This window comes from Flavobacterium zepuense (genome assembly GCF_007097145.1).
In the GTDB taxonomy this organism is placed as follows: domain Bacteria; phylum Bacteroidota; class Bacteroidia; order Flavobacteriales; family Flavobacteriaceae; genus Flavobacterium; species Flavobacterium zepuense.
The window spans coordinates 12,699-38,934 of sequence record NZ_VJVZ01000005.1; the positions used below are offsets into that span (position 1 = coordinate 12,699).

Here is a 26,236-nt window from a genome sequence, read left to right on the forward strand (position 1 = left end):
AGATTTGAGGTAAATGGCTTTTTAGTTGCGGTGAATTGTATTTTGTTAAAATTCTGTATTTTTATATAGCTATGTTAATTCATTGTATAAAATCTTAGATTTGTTCTTTGTCTGTAAGAATACCAATAATCACCACTATGAAAAAAATACTTGCCCTACTGGCGTTATGCAGCCTGCTGTCCTGTAATAAGGCCGACACCATTACCCTGAGCGAAACCAACAAAGAGTTCCCGGCCAACCGCTGGCAAAAAGAAGATACCAAGAAGTTTAAGTTTACCATAGGGGAAGGCCTTATGAATGCCGATGTAAAGCTGCTGTTCTCGCATGTGCACGAGCCGGGATATACCAGTGTGCCGTTAGTGGTAACGATCTCAGGTCCCGATGGGCTGAATGATGAGGTACCTGTTAACCTTCAGCTGACAGGTGCTGATGGCAAACCCGCATCACAATGTGCGGGTGATGTTTGCGACCTGACTGTTACTATACAGGAGGGCGCTACGCTTAAGGCGGGTGATTATCAAATTGCGGTTACTAGTACTTTTAATAACGCTTATGTGCCTAATGTGCTTGCGGTAGGCGTTAAGATAGAGCACCCGGTTCAATAGTATTCAAGAGATTTCTCCTTCGTCGAAATGGAATATGAGGATGCACTATTATCCTCTCAGGCAGTAAACCGTGTAATGGGTACTTCGAACAATAAGATGATGGCATTTTCAGAGAGGGCCTCAATATCGGCTTCGTTGGTATCCCAAAGGGCAAGGGCATCGCGCTCTTCCAGCAGGCGGCCGTTTACTTCAAAAGAGCCGTTTATCACAAAGGCAAACAACCCGTTGGCCGAATCTTTAACGTTATACAAAGCTTCCCTGCGTCCGTCAAAAATACCCATGTAGCCAAAAACGCTTTGCTGCACAAACCCGTGCAGCCTGTTGCGCACATCAAGGTTAATGCGGTTGATGCCGAAATTAACCGTACGTATGCCCCTAAAAACAATAAACAGGTAATTAACCAGGTCGCCGTCATACGGGTTTTTTAGCTCGAGTACCGTGCCCTTTTCAAAAGGCGATATAATAAGCGCTTCGCCTGGCATGAGTACCTGCTCTTTTGCGCCCAGGCTATAATACAACGACCCTACCAACGGTATAAGCAGTGTGGTGGCATCGCCCACGTTACGGCTAATGCTGTTATGGGGTGCCAGGGTTTCATCGTTTACAACGGCAAGCGACCCAAACGGATTTCGGGTGTCATCGGCGTAAGCCCCAAAATTAAAAGTGGCTAAAAGCCTGTGTAACGAATCTTCGGTATGGCCGCGTTGTTTTGCGGTATACATTTGGGCAGGGCTTTGGCGTATCATACAAATTGCTTTTAGCCAAAAATATAGGATTGCCCAATGCTAAAAATAAATTTGCGGTAAATAGAATTTATAGTGCGGTAGATTTTTTTAATATCTTTAGAAAAAATCTTACCAATGAGGGCATTATTGCTGCTGCTGCTTTTAAATTTTGGAATAGGCTACGGCCAAACATTGTCAGGCTACGTGTATGATGAGGCCGAGAACAAACCTCTGGAAGGTGCTTTTGTGTATATAGATGGTACAACCCTTTCGGCCAGTACCGATGCCAAAGGGTATTTTAAAATAGTAACGGCACAAAAATACAATGCCCCGCTGGTTGTTAAGTACATGGGTTTTGAAACCCTTACGGTTAACGACCCCTACCAGTATAACGGCCCCATAAAAGTGCTGCTGCGGGAAGATGCCATTCAGCTTAATGAGGTGGTTATTACAAAAGGCGGACCCTTTACCCGCAAGCAGATGCTGAAGGCATTTCGTAAGCAGTTTTTAGGCGACAGGGGCGGCTCGCGCTGTAAAATTGAGAACGAGGATGATATTATCCTGCATTTTGATACTAAAGATAACACCCTGCACGCAAAAGCATTTAAGCCTATTATCATCAATAACAAGTACCTGGAGTACAAAGTGGCGTTTGACCTGAATGCTTTTCAGGCCAATTACAACTACCTTACCCTTAACGACGAAAATATAAGGGGCAGCTTTTTTGCGGGTACTACTTTTTTTACCGACCTTTCTGAAAAAGGCGGTGCGGATAAAAAGCGCAAGGAGGCTTATTTAGGTTCTTCGGTACATTTTATGCGGGCCGTGGCCGATAACAACTGGCAAAAGGAAAATTACCAGCTGTATGTGGATAAAATTCCGGCAGACCATAAAGAGTTCTTTAAAGTAACCGATACGGTTAACCTTAAAAGGGTGGAGCTTATTGCTATACCACAGAGTGTAAAGGATATCCGGGCCAGTATAGCTGCCAGTCCGGGGCTTTTTGAGCGCTATAAGGCTAACCACCCTGAAAAGTACAGCGATGTAAAGCTTATGGTGGTTCATGGTAAAGAACAAACCGCTTTAAATTTTCATAATGGTGTTTTTTATATTGATGAAAATGGGCTGTTTTTCCCGTTGCAGGAGCTTACTTTTGGCGGGTATATGGGTGAGCTAAAAGCGGGCGACCTCCTGCCTGCCGATTACAAATACACGCCTTAACTGTGTTATAGTAACCCTAAAAAACAAGGATAAGGGCACGCTTTTTGGTATCTTTATATAAATACTTTTACTATGGAAACTAAAAAAACGCTGGTTATGGGCGCCTCTACAGAGCCCAGCCGCTATGCATACAGGGCTGTAAAAATGCTGCAACGCTTTGGCCACCCGGTTGTGGCAATGGGCAAAAAAGAAGATAACCTTGATGGTATTAAGATAGAAAAAGGCGCTGCCCCGTTTGATGGGGTAGATACCGTTACGCTATACTTAAACCCCATGAACCAAAAGCCGTATTACGACTATATTATTGGGCTTAAGCCTAAACGCGTGATCTTTAATCCGGGTACAGAGAACCCCGACCTGTATTCGCTGCTGCGCGAAAATAATATTGAGATAGAAGTGGCCTGTACGCTGGTTATGCTTTCGGTAAACCAATACTAACCAGTGCTTTTTTACTGATGCACAACAGCAGTAAAAACGTAATAAGGGCATTTACCACGATAAGCTCGTTATCAAAAACATAATCGCCAAATACTGCCGCCGAGTTAAGGCTTAGTGCCAACGTAAGCAATGGCGACGCTATGCACACAAATGGTACCAGCTTGTCGCGCACGCTGAGGTTTTTCATAAATAGCCCAAAGCAGTACAAGCCCAATAGCGGCCCATACGTATATGATGCGATCCTGAAGATCATGGTTACTACCGATGCATCGTTAATGGCATTAAACACTATAATCACCAAAAACATAAGCAGCGAAAAGGATATGTGCACAAAGTGCCTTGTCCTTACGTTGTTGGTTTTAGCAAGGTTCTCGGCCTTATCCATGCCCAAAAAGTCCACACAAAATGATGTGGTAAGCGCTGTAAGGGCGCTATCGGTAGTGGCAAAGGTGGCTGCCGTTAACCCTAATAAAAATATTACAGCCGGCACTATGGTAAGGTGGTTAAACGCAATCTCGGGGAAAAGCAGGTCGGTGCGGGGTTTGCCCATTTCGGTGGGTACCCCGATACCATTCTTGGCAGCATATATGTAGAGTAGTGCACCCACACCTAAGAAAAACAGGTTTATCACTACAAATATCCCTGTAAAGGTAAACATGTTCTTTTGGGCTTCGCCAATGTTCTTGCAACTCAGGTTTTTTTGCATCAAATCCTGGTCTAAGCCTACCATGGCAATGGTTACGAACATACCGCCAATAATTTGCTTCACAAAATGGAAGCGGCTGGTAACAAAATCATCAAAGAAAAATATTTTAGAGTAGTTGCTTTGCTTCACGGTTTCAAATGCCTGTGTAATATTCAGGTTCAGGCTGTCGCAAATAAAGTATATGGTAAAAAATACCGATGATACCAAAAAGAATGTTTGCAGCGTATCGGTAATGATGATGGTTTTTAGTCCGCCCTTATACGTGTACGCAAATATCAGCAACAGCGATATTAATACCGTGGCCCAAAACGGTACGGCAAAAGCATCAAAAACATAGCGCTGCAATACAATTACCACCAAATATAACCTGAAAGCCGACCCGATTGTACGGCTTATTAAAAATATCATTGCCGATGTTTTGTAGCTGTAGTAGCCCAGCCGCCCCTCAATATAACTGTAAATAGAGGTTAGGTTTAAGCGGTAATACAGCGGCAGCAGCACCTTTGCAATTACAAGAAAACCAACGGCGTTACCCAGTATAAACTGGAAGTATTTAAACTGTTCCCCGTTAGGCGAACCCACCTCGCCGGGTACCGATATAAACGTTACGCCACTTAGCGCAGTGCCTATCATACCAAAGGCAACCAGGTACCATTTAGAGTTTTTATTGGCTTTAAAAAAGGTATCATTGCTGCTGTCTTCTTTGCTTACAAGGCGCGATATTAATATCAGTATCCCAAAGTAAACAATTATTATAGCGAGTATGGTTAGCGGTTGCATAGCGTTGTGTTTGTATTACAAAGCAACTAAAATTTTTTTAAAATCCTACAGCTAATAAACTTTGTGTTGCAGCAGGGTATATGCCAATGCAAAATTGCCCTCTATTTTGTACCTTTGCCCCACTATGGAAATGTCTTCTAAACTACTGGAAAGGGCTGTGGCCGAAATTTCGCAACTGCCCGGTATTGGCAAGCGCACTGCCCTGCGGCTTATGCTGCATTTGCTTAAGCAGCCCGAGGAGCAAACACGCCTGTTGGCAGAGGCTTTGCACAAAATGCGCACCGATATTCAGTTTTGCGAACGCTGCCATAACATTGCTGATTCCGGCTTGTGCCAGATATGCGCCAATCATGCCCGCGATACCTCAATTATTTGTGTGGTAGAAGACATCCGCGATGTAATGGCTATAGAAAATACCAGCCTGTTTAAAGGGGTGTACCATGTTTTAGGGGGTAAGATATCGCCTATAGATGGGGTAGGGCCAAGCCAGCTTAACATACCTACACTAATAGAAAAGGTTAAGGCAGGCGGCGTTAAGGAGCTTATTTTTGCCCTGAGTTCTACTATGGAGGGCGACACTACGAACTTTTATATTTACAAGCAAATTAAGGAGTATGGCATTACAACATCGGCCATTGCGCGGGGTATTGCCGTGGGCGATGAGCTGGAGTTTGCCGATGAGGTTACCCTTGGCAGGAGTATTATACACCGTGTGCCGTTTGAAATTTCTATGAAGAATATGTAAGCGCAGGCTTACAGTAATTAACACATATTTAACGGGTTTTTTAATGAAAAAACTCTCAGATTTGCGTTTTTTTGCAAATCAATAAAAACACTATTTGTTGGCTGAAATATCAATAAAAGATGCCTGCAAATTATTAAATCATCCTCGGTTACAATTATAGTATATATATTTGCAACTTAACCAGATAGCAAAAAATCGAGAAAAAATCAGCAATTACCAATGCAAACAACCCAACATGCTAAGATTCTTATAACCGGAGGTGCGGGGTTTATTGGCTCTAATTTGTGTGATTTTTTCCTGTCTGAAGGCCATGAGGTAGTATGCCTGGATAACTTCGCTACCGGTCATAAAAAAAACATACAGCATCATTTTGATAACCCTTTATTTACTTTGATAGAAGGGGATATCCGTAACCTGGCCGACTGCCAAAAAGCAGTACAGGGCGTTGATTATGTGCTGCACCAGGCGGCGTTAGGATCGGTACCGCGGTCTATAAAAGATCCTATTACCACTAACGATGTTAATGTGGGAGGCTTTTTAAACATGCTTACTGCCGCGCGCGATGCTAATGTTAAGCGCTTTGTATACGCCGCGAGTTCGTCTACTTATGGCGACTCGGAATTGCTCCCTAAAACCGAAGATGTTATTGGTAAGCCGTTATCGCCATACGCTATTACAAAATATGTAAACGAGCTGTATGCCGATATCTTTAGCCGTACCTACGGTTTGCAAACCGTCGGGCTGCGTTATTTTAATGTATTTGGCCGCAGGCAGGACCCCAACGGGGCGTATGCTGCCGTTATCCCGAAATTTGTAATGCAGTTAATGGCACACGACAGCCCAGTTATTAATGGCGACGGCAACCACTCAAGAGACTTTACTTATATAGACAATGTAGTGCAAATGAACAACCTTGCGCTGTCTACCCAAAATATAAATGCAGTTAATACTGTGTATAACACCGCATTTGGCGAACGCACCACGCTAAATGAAATGGTAAACTATTTAAAAGAATTCCTTTCGGATTACGACCCTGACATTGCAAAAGTTGCCATTGTGTACGGGCCTAACCGCGAAGGCGATATACCACACTCATTAGCCAGTATAAATAAGGCTAAGAGCCTGCTGGGCTATGCTCCGGCGTTTTCTATGGGGCAGGGGCTTAAAGAGGCCGTTGCATGGTATTGGGAAAATTTAAAACCCGTTGGTGCACACAAATAGAATGAAGATAGCAATTATAGGATTAGGCTATGTAGGTTTGCCCCTTGCCGTTTTAATGGCAAAAAAGTACCCTGTTATAGGCTTTGATATTAAACAAAACCGCATTGCCGAACTTAACAACGGCGAAGATTTTACAAAAGAGATTGAAAGTGCCGAACTTAAGGAGGTTTTAAGCAGCTATACAACCGGTAACGGCCTGCTTTGCACTAACGACCCTGAGGCTCTTAAAGATTGCAATTATTACATAGTTACCGTGCCTACCCCTGTAGATAAAAACAACCGACCTAACTTAACCGCTTTGCACCGTGCAAGCGAGGTAGTAGGCAAATCGCTTAAAAAAGGCGATATTGTAATTTATGAGTCTACGGTGTACCCGGGGGTTACTGAAGATGAATGCGTACCGGTTTTAGAGCGTGTGAGCGGGCTAAAATTTAACGTTGATTTCTTTGCAGGCTATTCGCCGGAGAGGATCAATCCGGGGGACAAGCTTCATACGGTGGAGAAGATTACCAAAGTAACATCAGGCTCAACGCCGGAGGCGGCTGTTAAAGTAGATGACCTTTACAAATCGGTAATAACGGCGGGCACGCACATGGCGCCTTCTATTAAAGTGGCCGAAGCAGCCAAGGTTATAGAGAATTCCCAGCGCGATATCAACATTGCGTTTGTAAACGAGCTTTCTAAAATATTTAACCTGCTGGATATTAATACTACCGATGTGCTTGAGGCTGCGGGTACAAAATGGAATTTCTTACCCTTTAAGCCGGGGCTTGTAGGCGGGCATTGCATAGGGGTAGACCCGTATTACCTTGCACAAAAGGCACAGGAGGCCGGCTATCACCCGGAAATTATCCTTGCAGGCCGCAGGCTAAACGACAGCATGGGCGATTATGTAGCCTCTCAGGTTGTAAAACTTATGATAAAGAGTGGGGTTGTAGTAAACGGTGCGCAGCTGCTTATGCTGGGCATTACGTTTAAAGAAAATTGCCCCGATGTGCGCAATACTAAAATTGTAGATGTTATAAAAGCACTTAACGATTATGGTATTAAGGTAGTAATATACGACCCGTGGGCCAATCCGGAAGAGGTAGCGCACGAATACCGCCTGGAAACCACCAATAAGGTACCTGCCGATACATTTGACGGGATTATACTGGGGGTGGCACACAACGAATTTTTAGAGATGGATTTAAGCCTTCTTCAAAAAGAAAAAAGCATAATATACGATGTTAAAGGAGTTTTGGGCAGTAAAGCACAGGGCAGGCTTTAACAATAAAGAAAAAACTGTAAGTTTGCATTTCATTAACCTAAATTATTAGAACAATAAACAATTATAAGTAAAAAAATGAGTAAGATAACTAATATTTGCTGTATCGGGGCAGGGTATGTTGGAGGCCCTACAATGGCTGTAATCGCAGCTAAATGTCCTCACATTAAAGTTACTATTGTTGATTTAAATGTAGCGCGTATTGCTGCATGGAACGACGAGAACTTAGATAACCTTCCTGTTTACGAGCCGGGTCTTGATAAAATTGTAGGCGAAGCAAGAGGCCGTAACTTATTTTTTACTACTGAGGTTGAAAAGGCTATAGATGAAGCCCAGATGATATTCATATCGGTTAACACGCCTACTAAAACATACGGTTTAGGTAAAGGTAAGGCAGCTGACTTAAAATATATTGAGCTATGCGCAAGGCAAATTGCTGCAGTAGCTAAAGATGATAAAATTGTTGTAGAGAAATCTACACTTCCTGTACGTACGGCAGAGGCAGTAAGGAGTATATTGGATAATACCGGTAACGGCGTTAAATTCCAGATACTTTCTAACCCTGAGTTCCTTGCCGAAGGTACTGCTATGGAAGACCTACTGGCTCCGGACAGGGTACTTATTGGTGGTGATACAGATCCTGAAGGTGTTGCAGCTATCGATGCTCTTGTAGAGGTGTATGCTAACTGGATCCCTAAAGAAAGGATACTTACTACCAATGTATGGTCGTCTGAGCTTTCTAAGCTTACGGCTAACGCATTCCTTGCACAAAGGGTATCGTCTATCAACGCAATGAGCGAGCTTTGTGAGAAAACAGGCGCTGATGTTAGCGAAGTTGCCCGTGCTATTGGTATGGACAGCCGTATTGGCCCTAAATTCCTTAAAGCATCGGTAGGTTTTGGTGGCTCATGCTTCCAAAAAGATATCCTAAATCTTGTTTACATTGCTAAATCATACGGCCTTGATGAGGTTGCAGATTACTGGGAGCAGGTAATTATAATGAACGACCACCAAAAAAGAAGGTTTGCCTCTAACATGGTTAAAACCCTTTACAACACGGTATCGGGCAAAAAACTTGCTTTCCTGGGCTGGGCATTCAAAAAAGACACTAACGATACAAGGGAGTCAGCCGCTATTTATGTAGCCGATGATCTACTATATGAGCAGGCTGGTATTGCGGTTTACGACCCTAAGGTTGAAGAAGAGCAAATATTGGCCGACCTTAATTACCTTGGTACAAGATCTAAAGAAGAGAATGCTAAAGGTGTTACTACATTTAGCGATCCTTATGATGCTTGTAAAGATGCACATGCTATTGCGGTATTAACCGAGTGGGATGAGTTTAAAGGTTACGACTGGCAGCGTATTTATGACAATATGAAAAAACCTGCGTTTGTTTTTGACGGCAGGAACGTGTTAGACGGGGAGTACTTAAAATCTATCGGTTTTGTATTCCAGACTATAGGTAAATAATTGTTGTATAGCAAAAAGCTTAAATGAAGAAGATACTTATTACGGGAGGCGCCGGTTTTATAGGCTCTCATGTGGTGCGCAGGTTTGTAACCCGTTACCCGGAGTATGCCATTTATAACCTGGATGCTCTTACGTATGCCGGAAATTTAGAGAACATTAAAGATATTGAGGATAACAAGAACTACGTTTTTGTTAAAGGCGATATTACCGATAAGGAGTTTGTAGACAGCCTTTTTTACGAACATAAGTTTGAAGGCGTTATTCACCTGGCGGCAGAATCGCACGTAGACAGGTCGATTACCGATCCGCTTGCGTTTGTAAAAACCAACGTGATAGGTACCATGAACCTGCTTAATGCCTTTAAGGCTGTTTGGCAGGACAATTGGGAAGGCAAACGCTTTTACCATGTAAGTACCGATGAGGTGTATGGCACGCTTGGCGCAGAAGGCCTGTTTACAGAGACAACGCCATATTCGCCTAACTCGCCATATTCGGCATCTAAGGCGTCGTCAGATCATTTTGTGCGTGCTTATGGCGAAACCTATGGCATGCCGTATGTGCTTACCAATTGTTCTAACAATTACGGTCCGTATCATTTTCCGGAAAAGCTTATCCCGCTTTTCATCAATAACATTATAGAGAAAAAGCCGTTGCCGGTTTACGGCGACGGCAAATATACCCGCGACTGGCTTTTTGTTAAAGACCATGCCGCAGCAATAGATTTGGCATACCATAAAGGTGTTAACCACGAAACCTATAACATAGGTGGCTTTAACGAGTGGCAAAATATAGATCTTATTAAACTGCTGTGCAGTATTTTAGATGCCAAACTGGGCAGGGAACAGGGTGAGAACCAAAAGCTTATTACCTATGTAAAAGACCGCCCGGGGCACGATTTGCGCTATGCTATAGATGCATCTAAAATAAATACCGAGCTGGGGTGGAAACCATCGGTTACTTTTGAAGAAGGCCTTGAGCAAACGGTGGATTGGTTTTTAAACAATACCGACTGGCTTAAAAGTGTAACATCGGGTGCATACATGAAATATTACGACGAACAATATTCTGAAAGGGGTACTAACTAATATGCAGCAGTAATGAAAGGAATAATTTTGGCCGGAGGTTCAGGAACCAGGCTTCATCCGTTAACGTTGTCTGTAAGCAAGCAGTTAATGCCCATTTACGATAAGCCCATGATCTATTACCCGTTGTCTACCTTAATGATGGCAGGCATACGCGAGATTCTGATCATCTCCACACCAAAAGACCTTCCGCTGTTTCGCGACCTTTTGGGCGATGGTAAAAAATACGGCTGCCGTTTTGAGTACGCCGTTCAGGCGCTGCCCAATGGCCTTGCCGAAGCTTTTGTAATTGGGGCTGATTTTATTGGTAACGATAAAGTGGCGCTTATACTGGGCGATAATATCTTTTACGGTTCCGGCCTTGCAAAACTGCTGCAATCTAACAATGACCCTGAGGGTGGCGTTATTTATGCCTACCACGTGCACGACCCTGAACGTTATGGTGTAGTGGAGTTTGATGCCGATGGCAAAGCAGTTTCTATTGAAGAGAAGCCGGAGAAGCCAAAATCTAATTATGCAGTACCGGGCATTTATTTTTACGACAATAATGTGGTGGAAATTGCCAAAAACATTAAGCCAAGCCATAGGGGCGAACTGGAAATTACCGATGTAAACAAGTTTTACCTTGAAAAAGGAAAACTAAAGGTAAGCATCCTGGATCGTGGCACCGCATGGCTGGATACAGGCACGTTTCAGAGCCTTATGCAGGCCTCACAGTTCGTAGAGGTTATAGAGGAGCGCCAGGGCCTTAAAATAGGCGCTATAGAAGGCGTTGCTTATGAAATGGGCTATATTAATGAGTCGGAATTCAGGAATTTATGCGAGCCGTTGTTAAAAAGTGGCTATGGTGTAAAACTGCTTTCGCTTATTAATACCTAATGTTGTAAAAACATTAAATTAATACTAAAATTTTTACAGCTAAGCGATAAATTAATACCTTGCGGCTGTTAAAATTTACAAGATAATACTACTAAAAAACTAAATTAAAATGAGCAAAGTTACTCACGTTATATTAACCGGAGGTGTTGGAAGCCGTTTATGGCCATTATCAAGAAAAAGCAGGCCAAAACAGTACCTGCCTATTTTTGGGGGGAAATCCCTTTTTGAAATGACCGTAGACAGGAACGATACCTTTGCCGATAATGTAATTGTAGTGGGTAGCAAGGATAATTGCCATTTAAGCAGGGAAGTTTTAGAGAAATGTAATGTTGAGTATCTTGATGTGGTAGAGGCTGTACCTAGGAACACCGCTGCCGCAATTGCTTTTGCAGCATTTGCATCAGACCCGGAAGATATTTTGATCATTACACCATCTGACCATATTATAGAAAATCCGGAAGCTTATAAGCAGGCTATTGAAGAGGCTGTTGAAAAGGCAGGCCAAAACTTTATTGTAACCTTTGGTGTACACCCAACCAAGCCGGAGACAGGCTATGGTTACATAGAGCACAAAGGCGATGAGGTAGTATCGTTTAGGGAAAAACCTAACCAGGTAACGGCACAGGAATTTATAGACCGTGGCACGTTTTTATGGAACAGTGGTATGTTTTGCTTTAAGGCAAGCGTATTGCTGGAAGAATTAAAAGAATACCAGCCTGCGGTGTACGAAAAATCGCTTATTGCATGGCAAAACGCTAACAATGGCAGGCTTGATGAAGCTCTTTCTATGGATATCCCTTCTATAAGTATTGACTATGCGGTAATGGAGCGAAGCAAAAAAATCAAAGTGGTACCGGCTATTTTCAGGTGGTCCGATCTTGGTTCTTTTGACTCTGTTTACGATTACTTAAAGAAAATGGGCCACCAGGTAGATGAGTTTGGCAACATGGTTATAGGTACAGATAATTATACTGCGTTTCTTGGCTTAGAAAATACTATTTTTGTACATACGCACAATGCTAACCTGATTTTGCACAAAGAGCATTCTCAGGAAGTTAAAAATGTATACGGCCAGCTGGAAAAAGCCAACTCTGATTTGCTTAACTAAGCTTGTTTAGCATTGCGGTATAAAAGCCGGGCACTAACAAACACTATAGTCATTAATTGTTACAACTAAAGGTTGACCGTGGCTACTTCAATTCGGTTAAGTGGGGTGGCTACTCAATAGGTATAAGCTTTGTAAGGCAAATATTATTGGTTCCGGCATTTATACATGCTGTGGGCAGCAATAACTATGCTTTCTGGATTTTACTATCCTCCATAGTTTTAATGATACGTGCTGTAAATCTGGGCCAGCTGCATTATTCTTCCAACTTAATAAATCTTGGTTACCACAAAAATGGTGATATTAAAGATGAACTTATAGTTGCGCAGGGCGCTAATTACATATATATAATCATTCAGTTACTATTAGGCGCAGTTATGGCTGTGCCTTTTCTGCTTTCGGCACTATCTACATTTTCGGTAGATTATATAATAAGCAATAATGGGCAGTACAGCCTGCTGTTGTTAGTGTTGGGCAAGGTTATTTTTCAATACAATAACTTATTCCTGCTGCGCATTTTTGAGCCTTTAGGTAAAATTAAGACCACCATAAAGTACCAAACCATAGGTGAACTGTTTGACTTTGCCGTTACTGTAGCAGCCATTTACATTACTAAGAGCATATTTATTACCTGCGCGTCTATCTTTGCATCTAACCTGCTTTTTAGTGTTTTTACACTATTGTATGTAAAAGCAAATGTGCCTTTTGTTATTCCTTTTTTTAACGGGCTAAGCGTACAGAAATCCTGGTGGGTAGTAAAAAAATCATTTTTGCTAACGTGCAGTTTCCTTGTAGAGAAAGTAAACGAAAATGGCATAAACCTGCTAATACCCAATTTATTTGCAACTTCTATACTGCCGGTATTTACCACCAGTAGGGTAATATCAAATTCGGTTTTCAGGGTGTCTAATGCGGCCGTAATCCCGCTAATGCCCGATATCCAGAAACACTTTTCGCTGGCCAACCCCGGGTATATTATCAGCCGTATGGTGTCTTTTTGGAAGATATCCGGCTTCGTTATCATTGCAGGCGTTACGATTGTTTTACCCTTGCTGCCGTATATCTACACAAAATGGACGGGCGATAAGCTGGAGTTTAACCTTAGTATTGTGTGCTACCTTATCATGGCGGTTTCTATTCAGAATTTTGGAATGATAATCAACGAGTTCTTTAAAAAGACTAATTATTCCAAGCAGATCTTTATTTATAATGTAATACGGTCTTCATTAACTGTTGCCTGCCTTATAGCTTTTGGTTATGCTTATTATTCCGAAGGGCTGGGCCTTGCAATACTAATAGGCGAGGTGCTAAGCCTTATTTACATGCTGGCAATAATCAGGAATGCCTTTAAGGCGCAATTACCGGTGTTGGTCATTATACGATTTTTAACGCCTGTGGTGCTGTTTTGCATTTCATTATCGCTGTACATGCTTTTCCTAAATTATTGGTTATTCTTGTTTTTGAATATTTTAATACTAATAAGTTATAAATTTACACCAGGCGCTATTATTGGCTATACAGATAACCTTACTAAACCTTAAACCGGCAGCATGATATTTTTATGTTTCTTTTGGTTTTTACTGCTGTACTTTTTTGCTTATAAACTTGCAGGGAAAAGCGAACTGTTTTCGCCCCTTAAATTTGTAGCTATAAAATTTGCGCTCACAAATTTGCCCTTCATACTCTTTATTGCATTTAACCGTGGGTCGTTTGTAAAAAATATATTGCTGGTATGTAATGTACGGTTAGATGATGCCTTCTTAAAATATACCCTTATACAAACGGTTGCCTTTATCAGCCTTTGTGCCGGGATGATACTTTTTAAGGCCAGGAAGCCATTGGTAAGTCCGCGGTCGGGCACTTATAATTATTTAAATGCTAAAATACTGGCATTTGCATTTTTTGGCATTGGGTTTGGGGCTTATGCTGTATTCCTAAACAGGATAGGGGGGCTTGGTTACCTATTGCATCACATGAGCCAGCGTATAGAACTGCAAAGCGGCCAGTATGTGCTCATATTGCTGCCGTTTATGGTAATATCTTGTTTATTGTTGCTGCTGTGTATAAAACTCAAAAACCGCATTGCAGATAAAATCATACTGTTGCTGTTTGCCATTGTAACAATTATTATTTTCTCCAGCTTCGGGGCAAGGAAAAGCGCAGTACTGTTCGTGATAACCTTTTTGGTGGCATTGCATTATACCATAGGGCATCTAAAGTTTAACCGAAAAACCATTGCTATGGGCGGGGTATTATTGGCATCACTATTATTTTACCTGTTTATAATTCCGGTTTTAAGGGAAAGCAGCGGATCTGATAAAAGTATCAACCAGAGCCTCGCGGCTAACGCCCGTGCCAGAAAGGTAGTTTACAGCACATCATATACCTATATAGATATTTTTGCTGCTAATTACTTTAATTCCGAAAACGCCTGGTACTTTAAAGGTTTTTTCGCCCCGGTCGTTGTACCGTTTACTAAGGCCGATAAAAAACAACTTCCGCAAATAGACCAGGGGGTGTACTTTGGCAGCATTATAGAATTTATGAAACATTTTGAGCCACCCATGCCTCGTAGTGAACTTACTAAAACCTCATGGCCTACAGAAAATTTTGGTTTAGCTTACGCTAACTTACTGCTTCCGGGTATAATTATCTTCTTTTTTTTACAGGGAATGGTGTTCTCTCTGGTGTATAGATTTATGCTGGCCGACCCAAAAAATGCAGCTCTGCAATTTTTATATGTTATGGTAATTTTCGACTTTAATTTTAGTAGTTTGCGTATTGCAGAATTTATCAGGCTCATACCAGTTATTGCAATTGCATTTATTTTAATTCATTATTTTGTAGGAAAATACAAAACATCAAAAGTATAACGTTTTAGTGCGTATTTATCGTTTAAATACTTAATTAATAGATGATTGTGTTAATTTTATGTTAACTGTTTTTGACTTGTTTAATATTGATTGATTGCTAATTTTAGTGAATTATAATTATTAAATGCAGAAAAAAAATAGGTTTAGGTAAGCCTAATTTATCAATCAGATGTAAATTCAGTAAAAAGGATTGTGCCTTAGAAATTGTTATAAATTTAGCTTACTTTTGTCAGGATTTGTTTAATTCGTAATTTAAAGTTAAGATGCAAAAAGATGCCAAAATATACATTGCCGGGCATAATGGAATGGTAGGTAGTGCAATTTGGAGAATTTTACAAAGTAAGGGCTATACCAATTTAATTGGAAAATCAAGTAAAGAGCTGGATTTAAAAAATCAACAGGCAGTACTGGATTTTATGGCTACCGAAAAACCGGATATTATTATAGATGCCGCTGCCCGTGTGGGTGGTATATTGGCCAATAACGATTACCCGTATCAGTTTTTAATGGAAAACATGCTGATACAAAACAACCTGATAGATGCTTCACTTAAAAATAACATTGATAAATTTATTTTTCTTGGCAGCTCTTGTATCTACCCTAAATTTGCCCCGCAGCCTTTAAAGGAAGAGTATTTACTTACCGATACTTTAGAGCCTACCAACGAGTGGTATGCCGTGGCTAAGATTACCGGTGTTAAAGCCTGTCAGGCAATAAGAAAACAATTCAGTAAAGATTATGTAAGCCTAATGCCTACTAATCTTTATGGTACGCACGATAATTTCGACCTAAATACATCGCACGTTTTACCGGCCATGATACGCAAGTTTCATGAGGCTAAAGAAAACGGCAACACCCCCGTTACCCTTTGGGGCAGCGGTACCCCGATGAGGGAGTTTTTGTTTGTAGATGATATGGCAGAAGGTGTGATATTCGCTTTAGAAAATACATTGCCGGAATATCTTTATAACATAGGTACAGGCGAAGACTTAACCATTAAGCACCTTGCCGAAACGATACAAAAAATTACAGGCCATACAGGAGAGATCATTTGGGACAGCACCAAGCCGGATGGTACACCACGTAAACTGATGGATGTTTCTAAAATGCACGATCTGGGCTGGAAACACAAAGTAAACCTGGAAGCAGGGATACAAAAAACCTACGATTGGTTTTTAGAGAATATAGACAGCCTTAAAAAAATAACCATATAACAGCAACACGGAAAGTTAACATATGAAAACAGCTTTAATTACAGGAGTTACAGGGCAGGACGGGTCTTACTTGGCAGAACTTTTATTAGAAAAAGGTTATAGCGTTCACGGAATTAAAAGAAGGTCGTCTTCTTTTAATACCCAAAGGATAGACCATTTGTATGTAGACCAGCACGAAAGCCATGTAAATTTTAAATTGCATTATGGCGACTTAACTGATTCTACTAACCTGATAAGGATAATTCAGGAAGTTCAGCCCGATGAAATTTATAACCTGGGTGCTATGTCGCATGTTAAGGTTTCGTTTGATTCTCCGGAGTATGTTGCAAATGTTGACGGTATAGGAACTCTAAGGATATTAGAGGCTGTTCGTATTTTAGGCCTTGAAAAGAAAACAAGGATTTACCAGGCTTCTACATCAGAGCTTTATGGAGGCCTTGCAGAAAATAAAAATGAAAAGGGTTTTTATGATGAAAATTCACCATTTTACCCTCGCTCTCCTTACGGAGTAGCAAAAATATACGGTTTCTGGATCACTAAAAACTACCGCGAAGCCTATGATATGTATGCTTGTAACGGTATTCTTTTTAACCATGAGTCGCCAAGAAGGGGTGAAACCTTTGTTACGCGTAAAATTACAATGGCTACAGCTGCTATTGCTTTAGGTAAACAGGAATGCCTGTACCTTGGTAACCTTAATTCTCAAAGAGACTGGGGCCATGCTAAAGATTATGTAGAGGCAATGTGGAGGATACTTCAGCAGGATGTTGCAGAAGATTATGTAATTGCAACGGGTGTTACTACTTACATACGCGATTTCGTAAGATTGTCTTTTGCAGAACTTGGCATTGAGCTTGAATTTGTGGGTGAAAATGAAGAAGAAATTGCTAAGGTAAAAGCCTGCAATAACCCCGACTATCAATTAGAGATTGGTAGGGTAGTGGTAAAAGTAGACCCTATATATTACAGGCCAACTGAAGTAGACCTGTTAATAGGCGATCCTACAAAATCTAAAACTCAGTTAGGCTGGGAGCCTCAGTATGACTTAGCTGCTTTAGTAAAAGAAATGGTGGCAAGCGATGTGGAAGTATTAAAAAAGACAACTAACCCAAGCTGGACGGTTTAATACCTTAAACAAGTAAGATACATTTTTATAGTGCAAAGCTTCGTTAAAAGTAATTATTCTAAAATCAAAGGCCATAAGCATTATGCTAAGGCTGTACAATGGACTAAGCTGCTTAGTATAACAGGAGGCGCGCAATTAATAGTGCAGCTAACCGGCTTGTTAACCGGCGTGTTTTTAACCAGGTTTTTACCTACAAGAGAGTATGCCCTTTATACTATAGCAAATGCAATGCTCGCTACCATGACGGTGCTTTCAGATGGTGGTATATCGTCGGGAGTAATGGCATTAGGGGGCAAAGTTTGGAAAGATAAGGTAATGTTAGGAAAAGTGCTCGCAACAGGTTTTAGCCTGCGCAAGCAATTTGCTGTCTTTAGTTTGCTTATAACATTGCCTATACTGGGCTATTTGCTGGCAAGGCAGGATGCTAAATGGTGGGAAATAGCAATAATTATTGTAACGTTAATACCGGCATTTTTCGCAGCGTTGTCAGATTCGTTATTACAGGTAGTGCCTAAGTTGCATCAAAATTTAAAGCCTTTGCAAAAAAACCAGGTGGTGGTAAATGTACTGCGCCTTGGCTTAAGCATTTCCAGTGTATTTTTCTTTCCGTTTACGGCTGTTGCGCTATTGGCAAATGGGATACCCAGGATATTTGGTAATTTTGAGCTTAAAAAGATAGCTTCCGGATTTATAGAGCCTGCAACAGAAACAGATCCTGCCATGCGAAAAGAGATACTGGCAGTTGTAAAGAGAATCTTACCGGGGTCTATTTACTTTTGTATATCGGGTCAAATCTCGGTGTGGCTTATATCACTATTCGGCTCTACAGATTCTGTAGCAAGCATTGGGGCTCTTGGAAGATTTTCGATGCTTTTGAGTTTGTTTACCCTGATGTTCGGTATGCTGTTAATACCACGATTTGCAAGGCTGGAAGAAAATAAAGGCAAGTTATTAAAGTTTTTTGTGTCGGTAACATTTATGGTTACAGCAATAAGCGTTGGAGTAATAGGGTTTTTTTACCTTTTCTCAGAACAGTTTTTATGGATTTTGGGAGATCAATACAAAGGGCTTGATAAAGAGTTGGTTTTAACAATTACAGCTTCATGTTTAAGCATGATGAGCGGTTTGTTTTTTGGCCTTTCATCATCAAGGGGCAAGCCTACAAGTCCCTGGCTAATAATTGTAGGTAATATACTTTTTGTAATATTAGGTTGTGTTTTATTTAATATAAAAGAGCTGGAGGGTATATTGTATTTTAATATTTTTATCAACACTTATCCAATAGCCATCCATATTTTTAATTTTTACTATAAAATTTATTATTCAAAATAATGAAAGCTAATAGGAGTTTACTTACACGTTTTCTTTATAGAATAGTAGCTATAAACTATAAACTTGCGCAAAAACTGCGTATTGCTAAGTTAAAGGCATTAGGCGCAACGATTGGAGCATATGCCGATATTGGCAAAGTACTCATACAGGGTGCAGAGCAAATAAGTATTGGTGCTAAATGCAAGATAGAAGACTACGTTAGGCTTAGGGTAGGTGGCCCATGGAAACAGGCGTCGATAGAAATTGGTACTAACACCTTTATAGGGCATTCTACCCAAATAAATGTGGGTACGAATTTTAAAATCGGCAACGATTGTATGATAGCGCCTTTGTGTGTTTTTAGTGATGCTAATCATGGTTTTGAAGACCTTGATATCCCTATGAAAGCGCAACCTTGCAGGTATGACAGCATTACCGTAATGGATGATGTGTGGATAGGATCTGGAACGGTGATATTAGGTGGTGTAACCATAGGTAAGGGTGTAGTAGTTGCTGCAGGCGCAGTTGTAAATAAGAGTATACCGGATTATGAAATATGGGGCGGTATACCTGCAAAAAAAATTAAATCAAGAAAGTTAGCATGATAGTTTTTACCACACTGGCAGAGAAGGATTATTTTTATGGTGTAGCTGCACTTGTAAACTCTATGGTACAAAATGGTACTTACGGAAACAAAATTGTTGTAGGCTACAGGGGTGCGCTGCCAAACTGGCTGCCACAACTTTCGGCATCAAAGAACGGTAAAAGCTTTACACTTAAAAATGGCTTTGAGATTGATTTTGTAGAGGTTCAGGGAAATTTACATATGGTGCACGAAAAGCCAAAGTGGTTTAAGCATTTAACCGATGTGTTGGAGCCGGGTGCCGATGAATATATTTTCTTTGATTCTGATATCGTGGTTATTAACCGAATGAGCTTTTTTGGAGAGTGGGTTAGGCAGGGAGTAGCACTTTGCGAGGATGTAAATAACGATATGGGTATTACACATCCTATACGCCTTCAGTGGAAAAAAATATTAAAGGATAAAGGCTATACCATTACTAATGATCTTGACAGGTACATTAACAGTGGATTTTTAGGCTGGACAAAGGATACAAAGCAGTTTGTTACCGAATGGGATGACTGTTTTATGATTTTAAAGGAAATTGCCGGCGACTTAACAAAGTTTAGGGTAAACGACAGGACAAGCGTTGTATTAAGTGCAAACCAGGACGCGTTTAATCTTGCGGCAATGGTAACACAATGCCAAATATCAATAATAGGCCCGGAGGCTATGGGCTTTCAGTATGGTTTACCATTAATGGTACATCCGTTGGGGCCTAAGCCATGGTCGCGTAAATTTTTAAGCGACTTTTTTAACGGTAATCCTCCAAGAGCTTCGGATGTTGCTTTTTGGGAGGTTGTAAACTCCGGCGAAATAAAACCGTATGGTGATGCTTACGTAAGCTTTAAGCTTAAAACTATTAAGTTCTACAGGCTTTTAGCCCGCTTTTACAGGCGTTTATAACTATACGTATGAAAAAGACATTACAAAAATCAATATTTGTATTAAGGGTTCGCTTTGTCAATAAATTTATTTCTTATTGCAGGAAAAGCTGGTTGCAGCTTTGCGGTATGAAGATTGGAAAGTCAACGGGTATACCTAAAATGCAATATACATGGCCGCATCAGGTTGCCATAGGCGATAATTGCAGGCTTGAACATAACATATATTTTCATTATGATGGTATATGGAAACAAGGCCCGTCTATCATAATAGGCAACAATGCTTTTGTAGGCTTTGGTTGCGAATTTAATATAACAAAGAAGATAACTATAGGTAACGACTGCCTTATAGCATCGGGTTGCAAGTTTATAGATCATAATCATGGTACGGCCCAAGGCAGTCTTATGAGGGAACAAAAATCAACCGAAGATGCCATTGTAATAGGCAACAATGTTTGGTTAGGCGTTAATGTTACTGTATTGAAGGGTATTACAATTGGTGATGGCGCCGTAGTTGCTGCCGGAGCTGTTGTAACAAAATCTATTGCAGCAAACGAAATTTGGGCGGGTATACCGGCTAAGAAAATAGGGGAGAGATAGTATATGAAAGTTATGTTTTTGTGCAGTTCGTTACAGCCCGGCAAAGATGGTGTAGGCGACTACAACCGCAGGCTGGTTGCTGAGCTGACTAAAAAAAACTATCAGGTAGTATTAGTTTCCTGTAATGAGAGGCAGTTAGAAGCAGATTGTGAAGAAGAGATTACAGAAGGTTCTTCCACTATCAAAGTATACAGGTTATCCGGAAGTGATTCCTGGGAGCACAGGATGAACAAGATACAGGGTTATTTAGACGGGTTTAATCCTGACTGGCTAAGCCTGCACTATGTGCCTTATGCGTTTCACCCAAAAGGATTGCCGGCAAAATTTGTGAATAGTATAAAGGCGTTGCGGTTAAAGGCCAGAACACAAATTGTGTTTCATGAAATATGGCAGGGAGAATCGTCTGAAAGTACGTTAAAAGATAAGATCATTGGTTTTGTACAACGCCGTATAGCTTTTAAGCTGATAAAAATTACTAACGCTGTGCATGTTACCACAACAAACGATTATTATAAAAATTGTTTTGTTAAAAGGGGCATTAAAGCAACGCGTATTCCGGTTTTCAGCAACATGCCGGTAGGTAACGCATCAGGACAGGCGGTTTTAAATACATTGCCTGCAGAAATTGATGATAAGGATAAATATGTGTTGGGCGTTTTCTTTGGTGGCTTTCACAGCCATAAAGACCTGGCAGGTAATTTAAAAGTACTGGCAGCAAATATAAAGAGCCAGTTAAATAAACAATTGGTAGTTACCCATATAGGGCGTAGCGGAGGAATAGAGCAGGACATGGAAGCTGTTAAGGCTGCAACCGGCCTTAAATGTTTTGTACTGGGAGAATGGAGCGAGCAGGATGTGGCAGACTATTTATGGTATGCCGATGTAGGGCTTTCTAACTATCCAAAAGTGCTGTATGAAAAAAGCGGCAGTATTGCAGCCCTGCTTAATAACAGCTGCCCGGTAATATTATTGAAAAAGAGTTTTGAGGCTGATAAGAGGGTAATACCAGAGATCAAGGAGTTTGACGAAAGTTTTAACCTTGACGAATTTTTAGGTCAGGATAAAAGCTTTGCTAACAAATATAGTGTGGCAGGCTCATGTGAATTATATAGTGAATTGTTTTCTTAAAAATGTAAATATGACAGTTGGAATTTTAACTACAAATTATAATACCTGGGACCTTTCGTCTCAGTGTATTAGCAATTGCCTTAAATATGCCGATGATACAATTGATAAGTTTGTTGTAGTAGACGATTGTTCAACGCAGGAATTTACAAATACTTTTAAGGAAGTTACGCTTATTCGTAACCAGCAAAATTCCGGCTTAATTAAGAGCCTTAATACTGGCTTGGCAGCATTATATACCGATCTTGTTATTATATTTGACTCTGATGCATGGCCTTTAGAGAACTATATTAAGGAAACGAAAAAATATTTTGAAGAAAACCCTCAGGTGGGTATTGCGGTTTACCAAACTCAGAATGCCGAAGGTAAACCAGCCGTGTCTTTCGAGCCGGAACCCGATGCCATGAGCGTAATATTAGGACAGCAATTACACACACATTACCAAAAGGTTTTTAACAAAAACCCTAAGAACATTACGCTGTATACCTGTGCAATGATCTTAAGAAAAGAGGTTATTGAGCAAACGGGCGGTTTTGACGTAAATTACGACTGGCTGGAACTGGACCATGATATATGTATGGCCGCCATAAGAAAAGGCTGGAAAATGGGTGTGGTGCCTGTTAAGGCATTTCATAAAGGCAGTGGCACACCGCAAAAAGTGGCAAACAGGGTAATACGTTTTTATAAAAACAGGATAAAACTCCTTAAAAAGTTTAATAAATATCCCGCCGCAGGACTAATAAACACCCTTGTGGTATCAAGGTTGCTGGCCGAATATCTTTTAGTAAATACCGCCGGGTTTATAAAATATCCCGCCGAAATAAGGAAAGACAAATCCTATTCAAGGTCGCAACTAATAAAATTGTTTTTATCCGGTAAAATATAATAATGCATATGCCTTTTTCAAAAACATCAAGGAACATAGCAGGCGCAAGCAGTTTCTTTCTTGATTTATTGCGGGTAACTGCTTCATTAGTGGTCTTTTATGGGCATGCGCATGATCAGTGGCATACGCCCCAAGGATATGATTACATTAATTTAGACTGGGGACATGCAGCCGTTGTGGTATTTTTTGTTTTATCGGGCTATGTAATTGCACACACAACCACCGCCAGTAATCGTGGTCCAAGGCAATATGCTCAGGCAAGACTTAGTAAACTTTACTCGGTAGTATTTCCGGCATTAATAATCACAGCAATTATAGAGTTATGCGTTCGGTTTTTTGGAGCAACAGGTTTAGAAATGTACCTTAAAGATCAATCGGTTATACGATATTTTTTATCGTCTGTTTTTTCTAATGAGGTGTGGTTCTTATCGGCATCGCCACCTATAAATGGCCCTTTGTGGTCGCTCTCTTTTGAATTTTGGTACTATGTAATTTTTGGTTTTTTCTTCTTTAAATCTAAAAATCCAAAATATATCATCTTTTTCATCGTCGCTCTTTTAATTGCCGGGCCAAAGATTTTAATAATGATGCCCATCTGGCTGTTAGGTAACCTGGCCTATAGGTTAAAGAACCCGTTAAGCAACATTTCGTTATCCTGGATATTTACATTAGCCTTTATTGCTGTTAGTATTGTTCTTGCTTACAATTTGCCGCAAATGCCATTTAAGCTTGGTGTACCCCCATTATTTTTTGCAAGCCAGTTTGTTACCGATTTTATAGTTGGAATTTTTGTGGCTGCAGCATTATGGATGTTACCAAACTCTGTAAAAGATAAAAAAGATATAAAGTCGGGCAAACTGATGACCGGTTTTAGAAATTTTGCCGATTTAACGTTCCCATTATATGTTTTGCACGCGCCGCTACTGGTTTTATTCCGGTTAGTTTGGCCGAGGGAGCTGTATAATAATATGCAAATGTGCGTAGCTATGATAAGTGTTTTTTTTATAAGCATTTTCATAGGGCACTTTATGGAAAATACACGTAGCAAATGGATAGCGCTGTTTAAATGGGTGTTAAGCAGGGAGAGGTTTTACATTAAATGGGCAACGTAAAACACATGATCAATTAACAATTTAGTATGCACAACACTAACATAAAATCTGAACGTAATATTTCCGGTACGACCAGTATCTTTTTAGATATACTGCGGTTGTTTGCAGCTATGTCTGTATTTTTGCTTCATGCCTATGCAAAATGGTATCCGGGCGATGTTGTTGATGCTAATGAACCCGGAGATTATGCACACGCTGCCGTTGTTGTGTTTTTTGTACTTTCGGGTTTTGTTATTTCGTTTACAACAATACAAAAAAACAGGGGTGCATTGCAATATGCACAGGCACGGCTTAGTAGGCTTTACTCTATATTAATACCCGGGCTAATTATTACAGCTATTGTAGAAGTTTTAATACTTTACATCTCGCCTGCAGATTTTGCTGAATTTTCAAGGGGCGGATCATTCCCAAGATACCTGCTTACATTAGGATATCTAAACGAAATTTGGTTTTTCTCGGCTGGTCCACCTATAAACGGTCCATTATGGTCGCTTACCTTTGAGTTTTGGTATTACGTTATATTTGGGTTGTGGTTTTACAGGTCATCAGGCTGGAAATCTATTGTGTTAATTTTACTTGTCTGTTTATTTGTGGGGCCTAAAATTCTAATCATGATGCCTATTTGGCTGGCCGGAGTATTGTCTTACAAACTGCCAAGACCTAATATATCATCAAATATGTCATGGCTATTAATACTGGCGTGCCTTATAATTTCATTTTATTTAATAGGCCATGTATCGCCATACCCATCAACATTAGGTTCGTATCCATTATTTTGGGCAGGGCAGTTTGTTACAGATTATATACTGGGCATTTTTATAGCTATAATGTTATGGCTGTTACCAAATGGTACTTCACAGGTTTCATATATCAGCCCGGGTAAATTAAAAGTATTTAGGGAAATAGCCGATCTTACTTTCCCTATTTATGTGTTGCACATGCCCTTTTTATTTTTATACAAATCGGTGGTTAACTATCAGGAAAACAATTTTAGCCAGTTTTTACAAGCCAGTATTATTGTTTTTTGTTTATGTTCTATCTTTGGTTTTTTCCTTAACAGAACAAGGCATGTGTGGAATTCTTTGTTTGGGTCAATGCTGTTCAAGTTAAGGAGTATATTAAATGGCAATAGCTATACCAGAAAATTATTTAATCTGTAACGGGAACTGAACCGATAACGAATATTATGAATATACTGTTTTTGTCTCATAAGTTTTATCCCGATGTAGGCGGTACGGAAGCTAATTCTGAATTTTTAGCCAATGCATTTACAGGTTTAGGAGCTAATGTTCATCTGGTTACATGGACTAAAGAAGAAGGCGATAAAAAATTTCCTTTTACAGTTATAAGAAATCCGGATATTAAAGAGTTGGTTAAGCAGCACAAATGGGCAGATGTGGTTTTTGAAAACAGCCCTGTATTAAGGATGTCATGGCTTAATTTATTCATTAAAAAGCCGTTAGTAATAGCGTTAAATACCTGGATAGGCGAAGACGGTAAAAAATCGTTACAGGCAACTGCCAAATTCAAATGGTTGGCCCGTGCTAAAAGTGTAATAGCCGTAAGTAACGCGATTAAAAATAAATGTTGGCCCCAGGCTGTCGTTATAGAAAATGCTTATAACGATAAGTTGTTTGTAAATAAGAATAAAGACGAAGACAGCAAAAAAAGTTTCGTGTTTTTAGGGAGGCTGGTGTCTGATAAAGGCGCAAATATGGCCATAGATGCTATAGCAGACCTAAAGAGGCTTAAAGTACAAAATGCTTTACTGGATTTAGATATTAACCTTACTATAATAGGGCAGGGGGCGGATTTTGACAAATTAAACGAGCAGGTTGTAAGCCTTGGCCTTTTAGATAATGTTACTTTTGCGGGCATGCTTACCGGCAATGACCTTGTAGATGCCTTAAACAATCATAAGTATCTACTTATACCGTCAATGTGGGAAGAGCCTTTTGGAATAGTTGCCCTGGAGGGTATGGCATGCGGTTGTATTCCGGTGGTATCTGATGGCGGCGGGCTGCCCGATGCAGTAGGTAAGGCAGGGGTAGTGTTCAAACGAAAAGATCAGGCAGATTTAGATAAGAGCATACTTAATCTAATACAGGACAAAAATTTTGAAGAGCGTTTAAAAAAAGAGGCTCCGGCACATTTGCATAGTCACAGTACCGAGATTGTTGCTCAAAAATATTTTAACCTGATACAACAGGCTCTGAAGCCTTAATAATTTAAATAA

At 40.4% G+C, this 26,236-nt stretch carries 25 protein-coding genes; 23 read left to right on the forward strand and 2 right to left on the reverse strand.

Annotated elements, in window-relative coordinates:
- The first annotated feature begins 137 nt into the window (after positions 1-137).
- Positions 138-605: a gliding motility lipoprotein GldH family protein gene (locus FMM05_RS08850; protein ID WP_143373014.1), complete on the forward strand. Its 468-nt coding sequence runs from the start codon at positions 138-140 to the stop codon at positions 603-605.
- 56 nt (positions 606-661) lie between these two features.
- On the opposite strand, the gene FMM05_RS08855 is transcribed toward FMM05_RS08850, so the two are convergent.
- Positions 662-1,351: a pirin family protein gene (locus FMM05_RS08855; RefSeq protein WP_143373015.1), complete on the reverse strand. Its 690-nt coding sequence runs from the start codon at positions 1,349-1,351 to the stop codon at positions 662-664.
- Between the two features lie 114 nt (positions 1,352-1,465).
- On the opposite strand from FMM05_RS08855, the gene FMM05_RS08860 reads away from it, so the two are divergent.
- A complete protein-coding gene (locus FMM05_RS08860; RefSeq protein WP_143373016.1) occupies positions 1,466-2,551 on the forward strand; it encodes a carboxypeptidase-like regulatory domain-containing protein in 1,086 nt (361 codons plus the stop codon).
- Between the two features lie 72 nt (positions 2,552-2,623).
- Entirely contained in the window at positions 2,624-2,989 is a 366-nt protein-coding gene (locus FMM05_RS08865) for a CoA-binding protein (RefSeq protein WP_143373017.1), read from the forward strand.
- Here FMM05_RS08865 and FMM05_RS08870 read toward each other — a convergent pair.
- Positions 2,964-4,475: a sodium:solute symporter gene (locus tag FMM05_RS08870; RefSeq protein ID WP_143373018.1), complete on the reverse strand. Its 1,512-nt coding sequence runs from the start codon at positions 4,473-4,475 to the stop codon at positions 2,964-2,966. The two genes, FMM05_RS08865 and FMM05_RS08870, sit on opposite strands and share 26 nt — an antisense overlap.
- A gap of 124 nt (positions 4,476-4,599) precedes the next feature.
- Here FMM05_RS08870 and recR point away from each other — a divergent pair, with 124 nt between their 5' ends.
- From recR to FMM05_RS08970, 20 genes are all read left to right on the forward strand, one after another.
- Positions 4,600-5,220, forward strand: a complete 621-nt coding sequence (gene recR, locus FMM05_RS08875; protein WP_143373019.1) for a recombination mediator RecR — start codon at positions 4,600-4,602, stop codon at positions 5,218-5,220.
- A gap of 219 nt (positions 5,221-5,439) precedes the next feature.
- Complete coding sequence (locus FMM05_RS08880; protein WP_143373020.1) at positions 5,440-6,441, forward strand: SDR family oxidoreductase; 1,002 nt, start codon at positions 5,440-5,442, stop codon at positions 6,439-6,441.
- A gap of 1 nt (position 6,442) precedes the next feature.
- Positions 6,443-7,711, forward strand: a complete 1,269-nt coding sequence (locus tag FMM05_RS08885; RefSeq protein WP_143373021.1) for a nucleotide sugar dehydrogenase — start codon at positions 6,443-6,445, stop codon at positions 7,709-7,711.
- 75 nt (positions 7,712-7,786) lie between these two features.
- The gene (locus FMM05_RS08890; protein WP_143373022.1) at positions 7,787-9,181 is read left to right on the forward strand and encodes a UDP-glucose 6-dehydrogenase; all 1,395 of its coding nucleotides are present in this window, start codon (positions 7,787-7,789) and stop codon (positions 9,179-9,181) included.
- A gap of 23 nt (positions 9,182-9,204) precedes the next feature.
- On the forward strand, positions 9,205-10,266 hold the full coding sequence (gene rfbB, locus FMM05_RS08895; RefSeq protein ID WP_143373023.1) for a dTDP-glucose 4,6-dehydratase: 1,062 nt from the start codon (positions 9,205-9,207) through the stop codon (positions 10,264-10,266).
- 12 nt (positions 10,267-10,278) lie between these two features.
- Positions 10,279-11,142, forward strand: coding sequence for a glucose-1-phosphate thymidylyltransferase RfbA (gene rfbA / locus FMM05_RS08900; protein ID WP_143373024.1), 864 nt, complete (start codon positions 10,279-10,281; stop codon positions 11,140-11,142).
- Between the two features lie 109 nt (positions 11,143-11,251).
- On the forward strand, positions 11,252-12,250 hold the full coding sequence (locus FMM05_RS08905; protein WP_143373025.1) for a mannose-1-phosphate guanylyltransferase: 999 nt from the start codon (positions 11,252-11,254) through the stop codon (positions 12,248-12,250).
- A gap of 56 nt (positions 12,251-12,306) precedes the next feature.
- Positions 12,307-13,788 (forward strand): polysaccharide biosynthesis protein, encoded by a 1,482-nt coding sequence (locus FMM05_RS08910; protein ID WP_143373026.1) that lies wholly within the window; start codon positions 12,307-12,309, stop codon positions 13,786-13,788.
- Positions 13,789-13,797: 9 nt separating this feature from the next.
- Positions 13,798-15,120: a hypothetical protein gene (locus FMM05_RS08915; RefSeq protein WP_143373027.1), complete on the forward strand. Its 1,323-nt coding sequence runs from the start codon at positions 13,798-13,800 to the stop codon at positions 15,118-15,120.
- A gap of 263 nt (positions 15,121-15,383) precedes the next feature.
- A complete protein-coding gene (locus tag FMM05_RS08920) occupies positions 15,384-16,334 on the forward strand; it encodes a GDP-L-fucose synthase family protein (RefSeq protein ID WP_143373028.1) in 951 nt (316 codons plus the stop codon).
- 22 nt (positions 16,335-16,356) lie between these two features.
- Positions 16,357-17,460, forward strand: a complete 1,104-nt coding sequence (gene gmd, locus FMM05_RS08925) for a GDP-mannose 4,6-dehydratase (protein WP_143373029.1) — start codon at positions 16,357-16,359, stop codon at positions 17,458-17,460.
- Between the two features lie 30 nt (positions 17,461-17,490).
- Positions 17,491-18,792, forward strand: a complete 1,302-nt coding sequence (locus FMM05_RS08930) for a lipopolysaccharide biosynthesis protein (protein WP_143373030.1) — start codon at positions 17,491-17,493, stop codon at positions 18,790-18,792.
- The gene (locus FMM05_RS08935) at positions 18,792-19,376 is read left to right on the forward strand and encodes an acyltransferase (protein WP_143373031.1); all 585 of its coding nucleotides are present in this window, start codon (positions 18,792-18,794) and stop codon (positions 19,374-19,376) included. The genes FMM05_RS08930 and FMM05_RS08935 overlap by 1 nt, the downstream gene beginning before the upstream one ends.
- Positions 19,373-20,299: a hypothetical protein gene (locus FMM05_RS08940; protein ID WP_143373032.1), complete on the forward strand. Its 927-nt coding sequence runs from the start codon at positions 19,373-19,375 to the stop codon at positions 20,297-20,299. Before FMM05_RS08935 ends, FMM05_RS08940 begins: the two co-directional genes overlap by 4 nt.
- A gap of 8 nt (positions 20,300-20,307) precedes the next feature.
- Positions 20,308-20,877: an acyltransferase gene (locus FMM05_RS08945; protein WP_143373033.1), complete on the forward strand. Its 570-nt coding sequence runs from the start codon at positions 20,308-20,310 to the stop codon at positions 20,875-20,877.
- 3 nt (positions 20,878-20,880) lie between these two features.
- The gene (locus tag FMM05_RS08950; protein WP_143373034.1) at positions 20,881-22,005 is read left to right on the forward strand and encodes a glycosyltransferase family protein; all 1,125 of its coding nucleotides are present in this window, start codon (positions 20,881-20,883) and stop codon (positions 22,003-22,005) included.
- A 10-nt stretch (positions 22,006-22,015) separates the two neighbouring features.
- Positions 22,016-22,888 carry a glycosyltransferase family 2 protein gene (locus FMM05_RS08955; RefSeq protein WP_143373035.1) on the forward strand — a complete coding sequence of 291 codons (873 nt, stop codon included), beginning with the start codon at positions 22,016-22,018 and terminating at the stop codon, positions 22,886-22,888.
- Positions 22,889-22,896: 8 nt separating this feature from the next.
- The gene (locus FMM05_RS08960; RefSeq protein ID WP_185965542.1) at positions 22,897-24,000 is read left to right on the forward strand and encodes an acyltransferase family protein; all 1,104 of its coding nucleotides are present in this window, start codon (positions 22,897-22,899) and stop codon (positions 23,998-24,000) included.
- 26 nt (positions 24,001-24,026) lie between these two features.
- Entirely contained in the window at positions 24,027-25,160 is a 1,134-nt protein-coding gene (locus FMM05_RS08965) for an acyltransferase family protein (protein ID WP_143373037.1), read from the forward strand.
- Positions 25,161-25,186: 26 nt separating this feature from the next.
- Complete coding sequence (locus tag FMM05_RS08970; protein WP_143373038.1) at positions 25,187-26,224, forward strand: glycosyltransferase family 4 protein; 1,038 nt, start codon at positions 25,187-25,189, stop codon at positions 26,222-26,224.
- The last annotated feature ends 12 nt before the right edge of the window (positions 26,225-26,236 follow it).

Bases quoted from the DNA above. Each gene is read 5' to 3' on its own strand.
- FMM05_RS08850 (WP_143373014.1), top strand. From the start codon at position 138: ATGAAAAAAATACTTGCCCTACTGGCGTTATGCAGCCTGCTGTCCTGT.
- FMM05_RS08855 (WP_143373015.1), bottom strand. From the start codon at position 1,351: ATGATACGCCAAAGCCCTGCCCAAATGTATACCGCAAAACAACGCGGC.
- FMM05_RS08860 (WP_143373016.1), top strand. From the start codon at position 1,466: ATGAGGGCATTATTGCTGCTGCTGCTTTTAAATTTTGGAATAGGCTAC.
- FMM05_RS08865 (WP_143373017.1), top strand. From the start codon at position 2,624: ATGGAAACTAAAAAAACGCTGGTTATGGGCGCCTCTACAGAGCCCAGC.
- FMM05_RS08870 (WP_143373018.1), bottom strand. From the start codon at position 4,475: ATGCAACCGCTAACCATACTCGCTATAATAATTGTTTACTTTGGGATA.
- recR (WP_143373019.1), top strand. From the start codon at position 4,600: ATGGAAATGTCTTCTAAACTACTGGAAAGGGCTGTGGCCGAAATTTCG.
- FMM05_RS08880 (WP_143373020.1), top strand. From the start codon at position 5,440: ATGCAAACAACCCAACATGCTAAGATTCTTATAACCGGAGGTGCGGGG.
- FMM05_RS08885 (WP_143373021.1), top strand. From the start codon at position 6,443: ATGAAGATAGCAATTATAGGATTAGGCTATGTAGGTTTGCCCCTTGCC.
- FMM05_RS08890 (WP_143373022.1), top strand. From the start codon at position 7,787: ATGAGTAAGATAACTAATATTTGCTGTATCGGGGCAGGGTATGTTGGA.
- rfbB (WP_143373023.1), top strand. From the start codon at position 9,205: ATGAAGAAGATACTTATTACGGGAGGCGCCGGTTTTATAGGCTCTCAT.
- rfbA (WP_143373024.1), top strand. From the start codon at position 10,279: ATGAAAGGAATAATTTTGGCCGGAGGTTCAGGAACCAGGCTTCATCCG.
- FMM05_RS08905 (WP_143373025.1), top strand. From the start codon at position 11,252: ATGAGCAAAGTTACTCACGTTATATTAACCGGAGGTGTTGGAAGCCGT.
- FMM05_RS08915 (WP_143373027.1), top strand. From the start codon at position 13,798: ATGATATTTTTATGTTTCTTTTGGTTTTTACTGCTGTACTTTTTTGCT.
- FMM05_RS08920 (WP_143373028.1), top strand. From the start codon at position 15,384: ATGCAAAAAGATGCCAAAATATACATTGCCGGGCATAATGGAATGGTA.
- gmd (WP_143373029.1), top strand. From the start codon at position 16,357: ATGAAAACAGCTTTAATTACAGGAGTTACAGGGCAGGACGGGTCTTAC.
- FMM05_RS08935 (WP_143373031.1), top strand. From the start codon at position 18,792: ATGAAAGCTAATAGGAGTTTACTTACACGTTTTCTTTATAGAATAGTA.
- FMM05_RS08940 (WP_143373032.1), top strand. From the start codon at position 19,373: ATGATAGTTTTTACCACACTGGCAGAGAAGGATTATTTTTATGGTGTA.
- FMM05_RS08945 (WP_143373033.1), top strand. From the start codon at position 20,308: ATGAAAAAGACATTACAAAAATCAATATTTGTATTAAGGGTTCGCTTT.
- FMM05_RS08950 (WP_143373034.1), top strand. From the start codon at position 20,881: ATGAAAGTTATGTTTTTGTGCAGTTCGTTACAGCCCGGCAAAGATGGT.
- FMM05_RS08955 (WP_143373035.1), top strand. From the start codon at position 22,016: ATGACAGTTGGAATTTTAACTACAAATTATAATACCTGGGACCTTTCG.
- FMM05_RS08960 (WP_185965542.1), top strand. From the start codon at position 22,897: ATGCCTTTTTCAAAAACATCAAGGAACATAGCAGGCGCAAGCAGTTTC.
- FMM05_RS08965 (WP_143373037.1), top strand. From the start codon at position 24,027: ATGCACAACACTAACATAAAATCTGAACGTAATATTTCCGGTACGACC.
- FMM05_RS08970 (WP_143373038.1), top strand. From the start codon at position 25,187: ATGAATATACTGTTTTTGTCTCATAAGTTTTATCCCGATGTAGGCGGT.